The following is a 17,159-nucleotide window of genomic DNA, read 5'->3' as shown; positions in this document are numbered from 1 at the left end:
CTGCCCCCTAGTCGCGCAGCTCGCGGCCGGTGATCTCGAGGAACACGTCGTTGAGGGTCGGCGGCTCGCTCCACACGCGGCCGAGCGCCACGTCGGCGACGCGCAGCGTGTCGAGGATGTCGACCAGATTGTGCGGGCTCGCCTCGCAGGTGCAGACGAGTTCGCCGCCGGAAAGCTCAACGCTAAGCACGTGCTCGAGGGCACGCAGGCGCTCGACCGTGGCGGTCTCGACGGTGCCGACCTCGACGGTCACGCGCTCGCCCATCTGAATCATGCGCTTGAGCTCGTCGTTGGTGCCCTGCGCCAGCACGCGCCCGCCGTCCATGATCATGATGCGGCTGCAAATCTGCTCGACTTCCTCCATGTAATGGCTGGTATACACCACCGTGGCGCCCTCGTCGCGCAGGCGGCAGATGCCCTCCAGGATGGCGTTTCGGCTCTGTGGGTCGACTGCCACCGTGGGCTCGTCAAAAAAGATGAGCTCGGGCTTGTGCGCGATGCCGCAGGCAATGTTGAGGCGGCGCGCCAGGCCGCCCGAGAGCTTGCCGGGGCGGAACTTGGTAAAGTCGCCCAGACCGACAAAGTCGATCGCCTCGTCCACCAGCGCGCGGCGGCGCTTGCGGTCGTTGACGTAGAGACTGCAGAAATAGTCGATGTTCTCGCGCACCGTGAGCTCGTCAAACACCGCCACCTGCTGCGGCACCACGCCGATGCGGCGCTTGAGGTCGTAACGCGTGGGCGTAATGGGCTCGCCGAACAGCTCGATGGTACCTTTGTCGTAGGAGAGCAGCTGCAGGATACAGTTGATGGACGTGGTTTTGCCCGAGCCGTTGGGGCCCAGCAGGCCAAAGATCTCGCCGGGGGCGATGTTCAGGTTAAAGTGGTCGAGCGCGATAAGATCGTCATAGCGCTTGACGAGGTTTTCGACATGGACGATGTCTGTCATGAGGCGCCCCTCCTGTTGATTGCGGCCCGGTACGATTGCATCATCGCAGGAGCCGCCGGCGCGCGCCAGTGAGCTTTGTCACGAGTGCGGGGCTTGGGCGCGTGGCCCGCCGGCGCCCTCGATTTGCCGCGCGGGAAGAATGTCACGGTTGCGCAGGCGGCCCCTCCACCATGCGCGGATTCGCGTACAATACCCGTATGAACAGGCTTTTCGACAAATCGATCGTGCTGGCGTGCTGCATCGCAGCCGCCACGGGCCTTGCTGTGGACGCTCGCCTGGTCGCGGCGTTTTGCCTTGGCGTTATTGCCGCCTCGCTGGCCGAGGTCGCACGGGGAAACCGCACCCTCCGTGCGAGCGAGGCCGCGAGCTACGTCTACATCATCGCGGTTGTCTTCGTGCCGCCGTTTGTGCCGTTTGCGCCTCTCGCCCTCTATGACATCACGCGGCGCGTGCGCCGTGAGCACGCCTGGGTCGCGCTGGGCATTGGCGCCGCCTTTGCCTTTGCGCTCGTCGCGGACCTTCGCACCGACGCGCTCACCGCCCGAACGCTTCTGCTGACCGCCATCCTTTCGGTTGCCGCCACCTTGCTATCGCTACGTACCGCCCAGCTGGAGCGCGAGCAGCAGCGCATGCGCCGCATCCGCGACGAGCTGCAGGAACGAGCTCTCGCGCTCGAAGCGCGCAACCGCGACCTTGCCGATCGCCAGGACTACGAAGTCGAGCTCGCGACACTCGCCGAACGCGCCCGCATCGCGCGCGAGATCCACGATAACGTGGGCCACCAGCTCACGCGCGCCTCGCTGCAGGCCGAGGCCCTGCGCGTCGTACACGCCGACGAGCCCAGGGTTGCCGCCGATTTCGCCGATGTCAAACGCACGGTTGACGAGGCGCTCCAGCTCGTACGCACCAGCGTCCACGCGCTCAACGACAACGCCGTCGACCTTTCCGTGCAGCTCGAACGCATTGTCGAAGGCGCGCGATCGGACGGCGGCCCGCAGATTGAGCTTGAAGTTTTGGCCGAGCATGCACCCGCAAACGTCGCCAACTGCTTTGCGGCGGTCCTGCGCGAGGCGCTCTCCAACACCATGCGCCACGCTTGCGCCCATGCTGTCACCGTACGATGCATGGAGCATCCGTCGTTTTACCAGCTCATCGTGACCGACGATGGCGCGGGCGGGGTCCAAGCAAGCGGCTGCGGCGCCGCGGAGGGCATGGGGCTCGTCTCCATGCGCGAGCGCATCGAGGCGCTTGGCGGCACCTTCACCGCCGGCCCGCGCGCCGGCGCCGGCGGCTGGCGCGTGTTTGCCACCGTTCCCAAACCACAAGGAGATGAGGGCCGATGAGGCTCATCGTTGTCGACGACGACCGCTTGGTGGTCGATTCGCTCAAGATAATCCTGGGCGCCCAGCCGCAAATCGAGGTAGTGGGCACCGGCGCCAATGGCGACGATGCGGTTTCGCTCTATGCCGAACACGCACCCGATATCGCGCTTCTCGACATCCAGATGCCGGGGCGCGACGGTCTTTCAGCGGCACGCGAGATCCTTGAGCGCGACCCTGCGGCGCGCGTGGTGTTTCTGACGACATTCTCGGATGACGAGTACATTGTGTCGGCGCTCAAGCTGGGCGCCCGCGGTTATCTGATCAAAACCGATGTCGCCGCCATTCCGCCGGCGTTGGCGCAGGTCATGGACGGCAAACGCGTGCTCGAGGGAAAGGCGATCGAGGACATCGATTTTGACGGAACGGGTGTCGAAGCGGGCATGCCCCGCCGGCCCGCGGCCTTCGCCAGCCTAACCGACCGCGAGTTCGAAGTCGCCGAGCTCATCGCTCGCGGCCTGGACAACAAGGAGATTGCCGCCACGGCTTATATGGGAGAGGGCACGGTGCGCAATCACATCAGCTCGATCCTGGCCAAAATGGGCCTGCGCAACCGCACGCAGATCGCCATCGCCTACCTGCGAGGGTAATTACCCAACGACCGACCGCCCCGGCAAAGTAAAATGGCTGCTACCGATTTAATGCCATTTTAAAACTATGCCGGTTTACTACGATGAATCGCCCGCCCCCCGACCACGGCGAATCGCGCGTTAGCAAAACCGCAGGTAGAACACTTGCGGTTTTTAGAAAAACGCCGGCGTGGTCAGGAATGTCGGATTCATCGTAGTAAACCGGCATAGTTTTGCCTGGGCGACGCCGCACGAGTGCCATCTCGGGCCTCGCGGGACCAAAAATGATCCGTTTTACTCCTTCCCCGGAGACGTGCCGACGGCGCCCGCCACGAAACCGGCCCATCTACTACGTTTGACTCGATACCCCCGACCACACCCCCCCCCGTTTTCCAAAAAACCGCAGGCGTTCTACCTGCGGTTTTGTTTTGGGACTTTTCGGTATGGTTGGGGACAGGCAGTCAAACGTAGTAGATGGGCCGATTTCGTGGCAAGCCCTTCTCGCCTACGCACAAAAGTGCCGCCCCGGAGGAGGGAGATACCTCCGTGGCGGCTGGGGGTGGGGTGGGGGCTATGTTTTGGCTCCCCGCCAGCGGCCCGGGGCCTTTTGGCCCCGGGCGCTGTCAGCGCGCCTAGCGCTTACGGATACCCCAGACTAGGGCCCCGACGCCGGCCATGGCAATGACAAATGCCATGAGCAGTGCAGCGGCCTGCTGGTCACCCGTGGTGGGCAGGAAACCCTTGACCGTCTTGACGATGTTCGTCACGGTCTTGGGCGTGCCGGGATCGGGCGTCGGCACGGGCGTCTCGGGCTTCTTGTACGTGTTGTTGAACACGATACCCTCGACGCTCTTGTCGCCCTTGGTAAAGGCGACGTTCGCCTTGAGGTTGCCCTCGCCGTCATCGACCACGTTGACGGTCGCGGTAAAGACGGACTTGTCGTAGGTCATACCGGCCTCGTCGCCCTTGACCTCGCTGATGGTGTAGACGTACGTACCGGGCTCGTCGTACTCGAACTTGTCGAAGTTGATCTTGCCGTCGGCATCGTTGGTAACCGTGGACTCGATGCCCTCGCCAACGAGCTTAAAGCTAAACTCGTCCTTCTTGAGCTCGCGTCCCTCGAGCACCTTGATGGCGCCGATGGAAACCTGCGTGGGCATGGCGTGATACTTGTTGGTAAACCCAGCCGACTCGGTGGTTCCCTCGAGCTTGTGCGTCGCGGTCAGCGTGCCATCACCGTTGTCGGTGACGGTGGTCACGATGGTGTAGGTCGCGCTGTCATAGGTGACGCCCTTGTACAGGCCGAGCGCGTTGGGGCAAGCCTCGCGCAGCGTGTACGTGTGCGTGCCGGGCGCCTCGTAGCGGATCGGGCTCAGCGTAACGTTGCCGTTGGCGTCGTTGGTGCCACTAGCGACAACCACGCCGTCCTCGAGCAGCTCAAACGTGAACTCGCCAGCTGCAAGGTCGCGGCCGGTCAGACGCTTAACCGTCTTGACCTGATCGGTCACGACAGAATCGGTGGGCGTCACGCTGTAGGTGTTGGTGAACGTGAAGGCCGCACCGTCGTCGCCGTTGCGCACGACACTCAGGCGTCCGGCACGGTCGTCAGTCACGGTGTAGGAAACCTTGCGCGCGGTGTTGGCGTCGTTGGTCACGCCAGGGGCGCTACCGGACTCGGTCACCGTGTAGGTAAAGGTGTGCGAGCGCGGGGCGGCGGGAGCCTCGGGCTTGGACTCGTCCTTGGTCTCGTCACCGCTGGCGTCAGCGTCAACCTCGGCCTTGTCGGCGTTGGCCTCAGCGTCGCTCGATGCATCGCCAGAAGCGTTGGCCGTCACGCCCAGGGCGCGGTTGAGGTCCTCGAGCGTAAAGTGGATCTTGCCAAAGTCCACGTTGCCGGCCGCGTCGTTAGTTGCGGTCGTGAGTTCGGGCATCGGGGCGCCGTCCTCGTCGGCAGCCACGGTAAAGGTGAACTTACCCGCGATGTCGGCCGGGGTCAGGCCCTTGTCTGCCTGGAGCTTCTTGGTGCCGGCGAGTGCGGCATCGACGGCCTCGGCGCCGTAAACGTTCTCGAACACGGGCTCGGTGCCACCGTAGTCGGGCGTCGCCGTCAGGGTTCCGTCGCCGTTGTCAACGACGGTGACCTTAAAGCTAAAGCTCGGCTTCGCGGCGGTAATGCCCTGGTCGGCCAGCAAGTTCGTGTACTCAAAGGCCGTGTAGCTGATGGTCCACGTAAGCTTGCCGTCTGCGTCGGTGCGGATGGCACGCCCGGCGCTCACCAGGTTGGCGAGCATCTCGGTGTCGTAATGTAGCCATCCAAAGCTCACCTGACCATTGAAGTTGGTAACGCACGTACCATCGATGGCTTCCGTCTCGCCCGCGTAGGCGATGCCAAAGTAGAACTCGCCGTTGGCCATCGGACGACCAGTCAGCTTCTTGGTGGCAACGACCTTGGCAGGAGTACCCGGGCTATCGGTCGATGCACTATAACTGTTGCGGAACGGGACCACAGCGCTCTCGACCGCGCTGGCACCGGTCTTGTACTCAGTGGTCAGCGGGCTATCGGAACCGCCGGAAACGGTCGTGGTGGCAGTGAGCGTGCCGGCACCATCGTCGGCGATAGCGATCGTCACGGTGCGTACGGCCTCGTCGTAGGTGTAACCGGGCTGGCCGTCATTCTTCTCGGCCACGGTGTACGTAAAGGTCTTGCCGGCATCAGCCTGCGTAAACTTGACCTCATGGCCCGCCAGAACGTCAATCAGACCGACCGTTGCCTCTGCCGTCGCAGGGGATTTGAAAGTGTTCGCCCCGGGCAGCAAGCCGAGCGCGTTGGCCGAAGCCTCGTCGGCGGGCGTCACGGTAAAGCTAAACTGGCCCTCAGTCATGGGACGTCCGGAGAGGGTCTTGCTGAGCTTAAGGCCGCCGGCCGCGGCGTAATCGAGCTCAGTGCGGTACGTGTTGGTGAAGCGGCCGTTTTCCTTCTTGGTGACGTTGGCGGTCAGCTTGCCCTCGCCGTTCTCGGTCACGGTCACTTCGGCGGTCGCGACATGTCCGTCATACGTCATGCCGGCCGCGCTGCCTGCGTTCTCGCGGATCTCGTACTTATAGGTTCCAGCAGCCGTAAAGCGGATCTTGCCAAAGCTGATGGCGGCGATGCCTTCGTCGTTCGCATCGCTCTCGCCCACGGTTACGGTCGCGGGATCGGGCAACGGGGCGTCAGTGCCCTCGGCTGCGCTGATGGTAAAGCTGAACTCGTCCCCATCCGTCCAGTCGCGGCCGTCAATGGCCTTGCTCAGGCCAAAGTCAACCTTGGTCTCGAGCGGGGTCACGCTGTAGGTGTTCTCGAACTTAATGCTCTCGGCGTCCTCGGGGCCCTTCAGCTCGTGCTTTGCCTCGAGCGTACCATCGCCCTTGTCGGTAATGGTAGTCACGATGGTGTAAGTCTTGTCGTCGAAGGTGATGCCCTTGCTAGTGGTTCCACCGTTGACCTCGCGCAGCGTGTAGGTGTGCGTTCCGGCCTTGTCGTACTTCACGGGGCTCATCGTAATCGTGCCGTCAGCGGCGTTGTTGCCGGTAGCGACGACCTTGGCGGCCTCGCCCTCGCCCTCGACGAGCAAGAAGCTAAACTCGCCAGCCTTGAGGTCGCGACCGGTCAGGACCTTGGTCGCGGTGATCTGGTCGGTAACGCTAAACTCGTTGGGCTTCGGCTTGTAGCTGTTGTTGAATTTCGCCTCATCGGCTCCCTTCAGCTCATGCTTTACCACGAGCTCACCCTTACCGTTGTCGGTGACGGTCGTCTCGATGGTGTAGGTCTTGCCGTCGTAGGTGATGCCGTTGTTGGCGTCGCCCGGGACCTCGCGCAGCTTGTAGGTATGCTTGCCGGGCTCGTTGTAGGTGATCTCACTCATCGTGATCTTGCCGTCGGCGGCGTTGGTGCCGGTGGCGACGACCTTGGCGTCCTCGCCCTCGACGAGCTCGAAGGAGAACTCGCCTTCCTTGAGGTCGCGGCCGTCCAGGACCTTGGTCGCGGTGATCTTGTCGGTAACGCTGGAATCCTTGGGCGTCACGTTGTAGGCGTTCTCAAAGGTCGCCTTCTCGTCGTTCTGCAGCTTGTGCTCCACGTTGAGGGTGCCGTCGCCGTTGTCCTTGACGATGGTCACAATAGTGTACTCAGCGGTGCTGTAAGTAATGCCGTTTTCGATGGCGCCGTCCTTGGTCTCGCGCAGCATGTAGGTGTGCTCGCCAGCCTCAGTGTAGGTGACGGGATCCATCACGATTTTGCCGTCGGCATTGTTGGCGCCGGTGGCGACAACGTTATTACCCTCGACGAGCTCGAAACGGAACTCGCCAGCCTTGAGGCCGCGCCCGTCCAGGACCTTTTTCGCGATGATCTGGTCGGTGACGCTGGACTCGTTCGGGGCAGTGTTGTACTTGTTCTCAAAGCGTGCCGGCTTGGTGCCCTCGAGCGCATGGGTCACCTTAAGCGCGCCGTCGCCGTTGTCGATGACGCTCGTCTTGATGGTGTAGTTCGTCTTATCGTACGTAATCCCGTTGCTCAGCCCCGCCTCGTTGGGGAGCTTCTCGCGCAGTGTGTAGGTGTGATTGCCAGGCTTATCGTAAGTGATTTTGTCCATGACGATTGTGCCATCGGCAGCATTGGTGCCCCTAGCAACAACCTTATCGCCCTCGACGAGCTCGAAGGAGAATTCGCCGTCCTTGAGGTCGCGCCCGTCCAGGGACTTGGTCGCGACGATCTGGTCGGTGACGCTAGAGCTCTCGGGGGTCAGGCCGTAAGAATTCTTGAACTCGGCAGCCTTGGCATCCTTCAGGACATGATGGACATCGAGCGTGCCATCGCCATTGTCCGTAACCGTGGTCACGATGGTGTAGGTCGCGGTGCTGTAGGTGATGCCACCGGCGTCGCCCTTGACCTCGCGCAGCGTGTAGGTGTGCTCACCGGCCTCGGTGTAGGTGATCTTGTCCATCGTGATCTTGCCGTCGGCCGCATTGGTGCCCCTGGCGACGACATCGTTACCCTCGACGAGCTCGAAACGGAACTCGCCAGCCTTGAGGTCGCGCCCGTCCAGGACCTTTTTCGCGATTATCTGGTCGGTGACGCTGGAGCTCTTGGGGGTCAGGTTGTAAGCATTCTTAAACTCAATGTTCTTGACGTCTTCGGCACCCTGTAGCTCGTGCGTAGCCACCAGCTGGCCCTTTTTGTTATCGCTGATGGTCGTCACGATGGTGTAGACGGTTTCGTCGTAAGTGATGCCACCGGCGTTGCCCTTGACCTCGCGCAGCGTGTAGGTGTGCTGACCGATCTCGGTGTACTTGATCGGGCTGAACGTAACCTTGCCGCTGGCGTCATTCTTGACGGTCTCGATAAGCTTAGAGTCCTCACCCTTGATCTCGCGCAGCTCAAAGCTGAACTCGCCGGCCTTGAGGTCGCGGCCGTCCAGGACCTTGGTGACCTTGATCTCATCGGTGACGCTGGACTTAGCGGACTCAGTAGCGTAGATGTTCTCGAACTCAGCCTCACCCGAGGTTACCTTCACGACAGCACTGAGCTCGCCCTTCTTGTTGGGCGTCACCGTCACGGTGATCTTCGCAACGTTATCGCTGTACTTGATGCCGTCGATGGTCTGACCAGCGTTCTTCTCGCTGACCTTATAAACGTACGTGCCGGGCTCAGCGTAGGTAATCTTGCCGAAATCGATGGCTTTGTTGCCCTCGGTCGCGACCACGGTCGTGGACTTCGGCATCGGGGCGCTGTTCTCGGACGTCGCGGAGAGCTCAAACTCGAACGCATCCGTACCCGTCCACTCACGGCCCTCGAGCACCTTGGTCAGACCAAAGCTTGCCTTGGTATCCACCGTTGTCGGCGTCATGTCGTACTTATAGCTGATCTTGCCGTTGTTGCCCAGGTGAACGTCAACCTCCGTGGCGTTCGACTTGGCAGACGTGTTATTCCACTTGGGATTGAGCACGTCGGTCGCGGTATCAGTAGGGTTGCCGCCCACGCGTTCCTTGGTGGTATGAAGTTCGTCAATAAAGGCTAGGCGCGCGGTTCCCTCACTAAACGACAGGTTGCCGCTCGCATCGGACACGATTGCGCCCTCAAACTGCGCGGCATGTCCACCGGTAAACTCAATAACAGCCGCACGAGACTCGGCCCTGCCGTCTGCACCCTTCGCCTCGAACTCATCCTTGTAGTAATAGATGCCCTCGGCAGCCAGCGAACCCGTCGCGGGCGTTGTGCAGCTTTCATCCACGTAAATGGGGGTCTGCTTCTGGAAATAGTAATAGCGGTTGGAATCCGCTGGCTCAAAGTTGGCAATCGTATCGCCCAGCGCACCGTTCTTCCACTTGTTCGCGTAGAAGTTAACGGTCTTGGAACCGTTCTCCGCGGTGGTCGTATTGCTCTTGATGTAGCCCTCGAGGCCCGTTAGATTCTCGGGCGTAAACAGGTTATCGAGCGCTTCTTTCTTAACGCTCGAGGTGTAGCTCACCTGAATGGGCTCAGTATTGTCGACCGTAAGCACGCCGTCGGTGATCTTAAAGTGGCGCAGCGGAATCAGCGACGCGGGAATCTTGACTGTTACGATATCGCCGGTCTGGGGCTCGCCCTTTCCGGCATGCTGAACGGTAATGACCAGGTTTGCAGCCGCGCCAATAAATTTGTAGGTGTCGACATTGCCCTCGGGCTTTATTGCCGGGTTGGTAAACGTCTCGCCGTTGTACACGACAGACGTAAAGTTGTCGACTTGCATAAAGTCGCCCAGCTTGTCAGTAAACGTAATGTAGCCAGTCTTATGCTCGCCATATCCGCCGTGGACTTCGGTCGGGTAACCAGTTTGGATAATGCTTCCCGAGATCTCTTCGAAGATTTTTTCAAGCTCAGAGGCGCTGGTTGCCGACTTGTAGTAGCTGGCATCGGCAACGGAGTCGCCGAAATTAACGCTCCAGTCAACAGTTCCAAAAAGGCCATAGCTAACGGACGATGAGGCACTCGGGTAGTTGCTCGACACGGCATGCATAAACTTGTTCGCGTTGCTCGTGTCATCGTTTGTTGGATTGTCACTCGGTTTTGCGCCGCTGAAGATTCCGATGGTATAAATGGTCGCCCCGCCGCTCTTTATAGTCTTGGCGGTATTGATGGCATCCCTAGCGACCTCGGGCTCGAAACCACCAGAACTCGTAGGAGAGCCGTCGGTGAAGAACACAACGATCTTCTGGGCATCCGCGCGATTAGACGAAATGCCCTCGGCCAGCTGCAGCCCATAGTCGGCGTGCGTGGCACCGGCAGGAGCAATGGAATTGATCGTTCCCTTGAGGCTCTTTGCGTCATTGCCCGAGCACGCCGTTAACTCTTGCATTGTCTGCGAGTAGTTATAGGTGTAGCGGCCTTCGCGATAGGTATCATTACCGACCCCATCGCTCTTCTTCTTACCTGCGAACTTTACGATGGCAACCTGATGCTGTTTGCCCGCATCCGCAATCTTTTCGTTTTGCGTGGCGATGGTATCGATAAAGCTGTTGGCAGCTCTTTTGAGCGCGACGATACGCTCGGTGGAATCTCCGCCGCCCATAGAATCATTCATCGAACCAGAAGCATCCAACACCAGCACGATGTCGAGCGGCTTGCCGGAGACCGTCGTATCGGATGTCGAAGAGATAGCAGACAGCGTGGTCAGGAAATCAGAATCCCCGTTCTCGACTGCCCTGACCGTCTTGTCGGTCCAGATTCGGCCGACGTTTTGAGTTGTTATTTCCTTTCCGTTATAGCCGCCGGCCCAGAACTTCCAGTGGTTACTGGTGTCGTGGTCGACTATCTTCGTCGGTCCGTCCATTCCGGTGCTGGACCTGGCGTTGGCCTCGGGCAGCATGGCAAATGCTGCAGCCGGCAACACCAGCACTACGGCCAGTATCACCGCCAAGAGACCCTTCGTGTACTTACTCATCGCGTCTCCCTTCTCGCGGTCTCAGACCTTGCAACAGCCTAAAGTTACGAAATGAGACACAATTAGGGCAGGTGACACATGTTCCAGATTCTGTTTTGGGCGTGAGACAAATGTCTCACCAAAGTTGAGACACGGCGTTTTCGCAGGAAAACGGGTGCGACTCGGAGTCATCAGGCAAAAATGATCCGCTTTCCTTCGTCCCCGGGGGATCAAGGGCTGTTACGAATATGGTGACATTTCAAAACTATGCCGGTTTACTACGATAAAAATAAGATCCCCGACCACGCGTGACTTTTTCGCAAAACCGCAAGCCGTCTACCTGCGATTTTGATTTTGCCAAATGCGGTGTGGTTGGGGGTAGGCGATTTATCGTAGTAATCCGGCATAGTTTTGTTAGCGGAGGCCCAACCGCGCGTTCAAGCGCGGGGCCGGCGGGGCATTTTTGCCCCGCCGGCCTCTATTCCGGCGCTATTCCGGCTTAGTTTCTACCGTGAGAATCTTGTCCGCCGCAACCGGAGTACGGGCGGTGTCCATAGTCAGGCAGTGCTTGGGGCAGCTCTCGATGCACTCGCCGCACACCACGCAGGCGTACGGGTCAATCGACCACGTTCCGCCTTTGCGATCGACCGCAAGCGCGCCCGCCGGGCAACGGCGCGCGCACATGCCGCAGCAAATGCACACGTCCATGTCGTTGACGATGTGCCCACGCAGGCGCTCGGGTGCCGCGAGCTTCTCCTGCGGATAGCACACCGTTACCGGCTGCTTGATCATAGAGCCCAAGGCCGTCTTGGCAAATGTCAGCAAACTCATGCCGCGCCTACCTTTCCGTGCAGCTAATGCAGGGGTCGATGGTCAGGATAATCATAGGCACGTTAGCAATGAGCACGCCCTGCAGCGCATGCGTCAGACCCGCCAGGTTTTGCGACGTCGGCGTGCGCACGCGGAAACGGTCAAGGTTCTTGGTGCCGTTGCCGCGCACATAGTAATACGCCTCGCCGCGCGGCTGCTCAATCACAACCTCGCCGAGCGCGCCGTCAGCCGGCGTGAGCTTGGTGCGCCCGCCGATACCGTCGTGCGGAATCTTGCCCACAAGCTCCTTAATGATGTCCATGGCCTGCGTGACCTCGGCACAACGCACTTGGCAGCGGGCATAGCAGTCGCCGTCGGTAGCGACAATTGGCTCAAACGCAGCCAGATCCGCATAGGCGCCGTCGCCAAACATGCGCACGTCGTAGTCCACGCCCGAGGCGCGCCCAAACGGACCGACCATCGAAAGGTCCAGCGCGTCCTTCTTGCTGATCACGCCCACGCCATGCAGGCGCTCGCCGCAGCTGTCGTCGTCCAAAAACGTATGCACCAGGGCCTCGTAGTCGGGGCGCATGGCGTCGAGCGTTTGGACAATACCCGCCAGCTCAGAATCCTCAATATCATGCTTAAGGCCGCCGACCTCGTTAATCGAAAGGATCACGCGGCCGCCGCACGTGCTCTCAAAGATCTTGAGAATCTGCTCGCGCAGGGTCCACGAACGATAGAACAGCGCCTCGAAGCCAAAGGCATCGGCGAGCAGGCCCAGCCACAGCAGGTGCGAGTGGATGCGCGAAAGCTCATGCAAAATGGTGCGGATATACTGCACGCGCCCGGGCACCTCGATATCGAGCATGCGCTCGCAGGCGCTGGCATAACCGTAGCTGTGACCCACGGCGCAAATGCCGCAGATGCGCTCGGCGATGTAGCCAAACTGGTGCATATCGCGCTTTTCGGTGAGCTTCTCAAGGCCGCGGTGCACAAAGCCAATCTGCGGAATTGCCTCGATAACGCGGTCGTCCTCGATCACCAGGTCCAGGTGAAGCGGCTCGGGCAGCACAGGGTGCTGCGGACCAAACGGAATAACGGAGCGATGTGCCATGGACCTTACGCCTCCTTTTTCTGCTTGTCGCGGGCGGCCTTGGCGGCAAGCGCCGCGCGGACCTTGGCCGCTTTCTCGGGATCCATGGCGGCGAGCTTTGCCTCCATCTCGGCAGCCTTGAGCGCGGCCTTGGCGGCAGCCTCATCGTGCTGAGCATCGGAGCCGGCAGCCGCAGCGGGCTGAGCGACGACAGCGCCCGCGGCACCGCCAGCGCCCGCAGCGCCCTCCCCCGCAGCAGCCGCAGCCGCGGCGGCCTTCTCGGCCGCGGCCTTGCGCGCCTTGGCCTCGGCGGCGGCACGGACCTTCATGGCCTTCTCGCGCGCGGCCTTCACCTCGGGCGTGATAACGCTCATGGGCTCGGCAGTCGAAACCTGGTAGAAAAAGCCCTTAAAGTCAATCTGCATGTCGGTGATGGCAAGCCCAAATAAGTCGTGCGCTTCGTTTTCAAACGGGAACACCGCCGGATAGTACGAGCTGATGGACGGAATCTCCTGGTACTGGTCGATGCCCTCGACTACCAGGTTCTCAATCGCATAGCTGCCGTCCTGCGCAATATGCTCCTGAGCAGCACGAACGTTGATAAACGTATAGACTAGGCGATACGTGCCGTCGTCGACGTTGCGCTCGGCGTGCATTTGCACAAAGCGCGCGCCGACGCCCTTGAGCGCCTGGACATGCAACAGGAGCTCGTCGATCCCAACGGTGGTATAGATAGCCTTTTGCATTACTCGGCCTCCTTTGCAGCGACGGGCGCGGCGGGCGTCCCAGCGGGCGTGTCGCCGGCCCCCGCAACTGCCACAAACCCGTCCTCGCCCAGCTCAACGCCACCGTCCCAGGTTGCGGCACCTCCCACGGTGAGCGGGTCGCCACCGGCACGCATCACGGCCTCCTTCTGGTCCAGAATGCCGCACGCCTCCACGATGGCATCGATCACGGTCTCGGGGCGGATGGCGCATCCGGGCGCGTACACGTCCACGGGAATCGCGCGGTCCACGCCGCCGATCACGTTATAGGCATCGCGGAATACGCCGCCCGAGCACGCGCAAATGCCGCAGGCCACCACGCACTTGGGCTCGAGCATCTGGTTGTAAATCTGGCGCACGACGGGCAGGTTCTGGGCATTGACCGACCCCGTCACCAAAAAGATGTCCGCATGCTTGGGGTTGCCGGTATTGACCACGCCAAAGCGCTCCGCATCGAACAGCGGCGTGAGCGAGGCCAACACCTCAATATCGCATCCGTTGCAGCTCGAGCCGTCGTAATGAATAACCCACGGCGAGCGCGACATTTTATGATCCATGGATGCCGCCTCCTAAATAAACACGTCGACGAGGATGGGCATAAGGTTGAGCAGGCCAAACACCAGCGCCACGCCCCAGCCGAGCTTAAAGCAGCTGCGCCAGGTGCTGCGCGCGAAGGTGTTGTCGATCAGCACCTCGACAAAGTACGTCGCAACCATCACGACCAGGGCTACGACCCAGCTCACCGGGTTGTCCCAGACAAAGAACATGCCCACCCACATCAAAAACAGCACGGTCTCACACCAGTGCATAAGGGTCATCTTGGCCAGCGTACCGCCGCTCATCTCGGTGGCGACACCCTGGACAATCTCTTGATGCGCGTGATGCGAGTACGAAAGGTCAAACGGCGACTTGCGCAGTTTGATGGTGAGCACCGCAAGCAGCGCCAAGAAAATGGGCGCACTGTACGCGATGATGGGCGCCGACTGCCCGGTTACGGCGATGGAGTCGAAGCTATCGGTGGCGAGATACAGACCCACGCTCATCAGCAGAACGGCGGGCTCGTAGCTCATAACCTGCAGCAGCTCGCGGTCGGCGCCAACCTGGGCAAACGGGCTTTGCGTCGAGGCGGACGCCAACACCACAAAGATCGCGGCGAGCGTCACCATAAAAGCGCACAACAGCGTGTTGGAACCCGACACAAAGATGCCGCCGCCCACCACGGTAAAGATGAGCGCGCACGCCATGTAGGTATCATCCATGGTGTTTACGCTGGCAGGGGCCTTGCGCAGGAGCTTGGCCACATCGTAGAACGGTTGCAGCAGGCGCGGGCCCACGCGGCCCTGCATGCGGGCCGAAAGCTTGCGGTCAACGCCGTCGATCAAACCGCCCACAAGCGGCGCCAGCAAGGCGAACGCCACGGTACCAATAAATATGCCCACGACGCCCGAACCTTCAAAATACTTACCGCGCAGCACCGAGGGCGCGCTCATGGCAAGTCTCTCGGGCCCGATCCACGCGCAGCACAGCAGCGCAAACAAGATAATGCTGCAGCACACGACGCTGCCCGCGGGGCCGATACGCTTCTCGCCAAGGGCGTCCTCCGAGTACCAATTGCGCTTTTCGGCCTTCACCTCGTGACCCATCGAGCCACGGAAATGGCGGTAATTGTCGGTCCCCACGCCCGAAAGATATACGTTTACGTGCGGCTTGTTGCTCACGCGGAATGAAGTCAGCAGCACCACGGCAATAAACGCCACGATAACCACCATCAGATACATGGCATCCTTGCCAATAACGTACGGCACGCGGCCAAACACCATGGCCAAGTAAGGCGACACCAGACCGCTCGAGATAACCGGGAACGCCACGCAACACAGAATCAGCAGCGCGGCGATGGTGTTAAGCGCCATCCATTCGGTCTTATGGACATTGACCTCAACGTTTTGAGCCGTGGGGTCGACGCCCGAAAGCTTGGCAAGCCACTTGCCCCAGAAGAAGAACGTCGCGGCCGAGCCAAAAGCAAGCACCATGATCATGAGCACGTTGCCGGTCTGCGCAAACGCCACCAGAGCGCCCCACTTGGAAACGAGCATGCCAAACGGCGCCACAAACATACCCATGATGCCCAGCATCATCAGACGCGTCAGGTGCGGCATGCGGCTGAACATACCGTCCATGTCCTCAATGTTACGGCTGCCGATATGATGCTCGGCGGTGCCCACGCACAGGAACAGCAGCGACTTGGCCACCGTATGGAACAGGATCAGGAAGATGGCCGCCCATACGGCCTCGGGCGCGCCGACACCCAAGCAGGCACTGATGAGGCCCAAGTTGGAAATGGTGGAGTACGCGAGCACGCGTTTGGCGTTGCTCTGCGAGATGGCCATGAGGGCAGCAAGCAAAAACGTGATGGCGCCCACACTCGTAACCATAAAGCCGGTCACGGGATAGATGGCATAGAGCGGGCTCAGCTTGACCATCAGGAACACGCCGGCTTTGACCATGGTTGACGAGTGCAGCAGGGCGCTCGTGGGCGTGGGGGCAACCATGGCGCCGAGCAGCCAGGTGTGGAACGGCATCTGTGCGGCCTTGGTGAGTGCGGCGAGCGACAGCAGAACGACCGGCATCACCAGCAGCGCAGATTGCGCGGTACCAGCGCCGGCAAGATCGATCATGCCCGAGATGGTCAGCGGCATGCCGCTAACGTGCAGGTACATGAGTCCGGCCAAAAACGCGATGCCGCCCAGCATGTTGAGGATGATCTGGGTAAAGGCGTTTTTAATGGCCTCGGGCGTGCGCGTGTAGCCAATCATAAGGAACGAGCACACGGTGGTGATTTCCCAACCGCAGAACAGCCACTCAAGGTTGTCGCTCGTCACGATGACGAACATGGCCGAGAGGAACAGGAACATGAGCGCCAGGAACTGCGGGCGACGGTCGGACGCAGTCTGCCCGCGCAGTGCGGCCTCGTGCTCGTCGTGGGCCTGGAAGTCCTTCATGTAGCCCAAGGCGTACACGCAGATCAGGCTGCCGACGATGCCAACGGCGAGGACCATGATCACGCTCATGTAATCCAGGTAGAGCGGCGTGGCCGTAACGGCTTCGACCGCGGGCAGCGTCATGGCCGCAAAGGCGACCGAACCCACCAGCTGGACGATGCCGAGCACACCGGTAAGCACACTCTTATATTTTTGCGCGTTGTACAGGATGACGGCGCACAGGATCACGTCGATGACGGAGCTGATGATCGAGAGCACGTGCGAGGTGCCGGGGGCAACCTCAAAGCTCTGCGGACCCGTGCCAAAAAATAAGACGGCAACTACAACCGTTGTCGCCATAATGACGCCGGAGCCTACAAGCCCTACCGCATCGCGAGCACGGTCACCGCGCGCAAGCAGCATGCCCAGCGCCGGTACCAGCGGAAACAGGGTAAGGAAATACAGTAGCGTCATACCATCACTCCCCCATGCAAAAACGCTATACATGCATTACGTTATAACGCTAATTTGAGCACCTGAAGGCGGGCTTTCGGCCAACTGTGGAACTTTAGACGTGCGAGGTAAGAAGCCTGTCCGTATTGAAGCAATATGGCGGGCCCCGTCGCGGCAGTGCAGGGCGCGCCCCATTACATGACAACCTCCTCTGCTCCGAAAGAGCC

At 60.8% G+C, this 17,159-nt stretch carries 9 protein-coding genes; 2 read left to right on the top strand and 7 right to left on the bottom strand.

Translation table 11 applies throughout. The features are described from left to right. Positions 1–7: 7 nt before the first annotated feature. Positions 8–946, bottom strand: a complete 939-nt coding sequence (locus DW029_RS00705; RefSeq protein ID WP_118345019.1) for an ABC transporter ATP-binding protein — start codon at positions 944–946, stop codon at positions 8–10. A 197-nt stretch (positions 947–1,143) separates the two neighbouring features. On the opposite strand from DW029_RS00705, the gene DW029_RS00700 reads away from it, so the two are divergent. Beyond that, on the top strand, positions 1,144–2,289 hold the full coding sequence (locus tag DW029_RS00700; protein ID WP_158572578.1) for a sensor histidine kinase: 1,146 nt from the start codon (positions 1,144–1,146) through the stop codon (positions 2,287–2,289). Beyond that, positions 2,286–2,915 (top strand): response regulator transcription factor, encoded by a 630-nt coding sequence (locus DW029_RS00695; protein WP_118345017.1) that lies wholly within the window; start codon positions 2,286–2,288, stop codon positions 2,913–2,915. The genes DW029_RS00700 and DW029_RS00695 overlap by 4 nt, the downstream gene beginning before the upstream one ends. Before the next feature lie 611 nt (positions 2,916–3,526). Here the strand turns inward: DW029_RS00695 and DW029_RS00690 are convergent. The 6 genes from DW029_RS00690 to DW029_RS00660 all read right to left on the bottom strand — a co-directional run bounded on the left by DW029_RS00690 (position 3,527) and on the right by DW029_RS00660 (position 16,953). Further along, positions 3,527–10,852: a Spy0128 family protein gene (locus tag DW029_RS00690; RefSeq protein WP_118345016.1), complete on the bottom strand. Its 7,326-nt coding sequence runs from the start codon at positions 10,850–10,852 to the stop codon at positions 3,527–3,529. Positions 10,853–11,320: 468 nt separating this feature from the next. Further along, positions 11,321–11,662, bottom strand: coding sequence for a 4Fe-4S dicluster domain-containing protein (locus tag DW029_RS00685; protein WP_117734749.1), 342 nt, complete (start codon positions 11,660–11,662; stop codon positions 11,321–11,323). 7 nt (positions 11,663–11,669) lie between these two features. Further along, the gene (locus tag DW029_RS00680) at positions 11,670–12,758 is read right to left on the bottom strand and encodes a nickel-dependent hydrogenase large subunit (RefSeq protein WP_117742959.1); all 1,089 of its coding nucleotides are present in this window, start codon (positions 12,756–12,758) and stop codon (positions 11,670–11,672) included. Positions 12,759–12,763: 5 nt separating this feature from the next. Beyond that, a complete protein-coding gene (locus DW029_RS11205) occupies positions 12,764–13,483 on the bottom strand; it encodes an NADH-quinone oxidoreductase subunit C (RefSeq protein WP_158564788.1) in 720 nt (239 codons plus the stop codon). After that, on the bottom strand, positions 13,483–14,058 hold the full coding sequence (locus tag DW029_RS00665) for an NADH-quinone oxidoreductase subunit B family protein (protein WP_117734751.1): 576 nt from the start codon (positions 14,056–14,058) through the stop codon (positions 13,483–13,485). The genes DW029_RS11205 and DW029_RS00665 overlap by 1 nt, the downstream gene beginning before the upstream one ends. A 12-nt stretch (positions 14,059–14,070) precedes the next feature. Continuing rightward, the gene (locus DW029_RS00660; RefSeq protein ID WP_118345015.1) at positions 14,071–16,953 is read right to left on the bottom strand and encodes a proton-conducting transporter membrane subunit; all 2,883 of its coding nucleotides are present in this window, start codon (positions 16,951–16,953) and stop codon (positions 14,071–14,073) included. Between the last annotated feature and the right edge of the window lie 206 nt (positions 16,954–17,159).

The sequence above is a fragment of the Collinsella sp. AF38-3AC genome, from assembly GCF_003474365.1.
In the GTDB taxonomy this organism is placed as follows: Bacteria; Actinomycetota; Coriobacteriia; order Coriobacteriales; family Coriobacteriaceae; genus Collinsella.
Note: the sequence above shows the minus strand (reverse complement) of the source record. Positions and strands in the feature narration are given on the sequence as shown.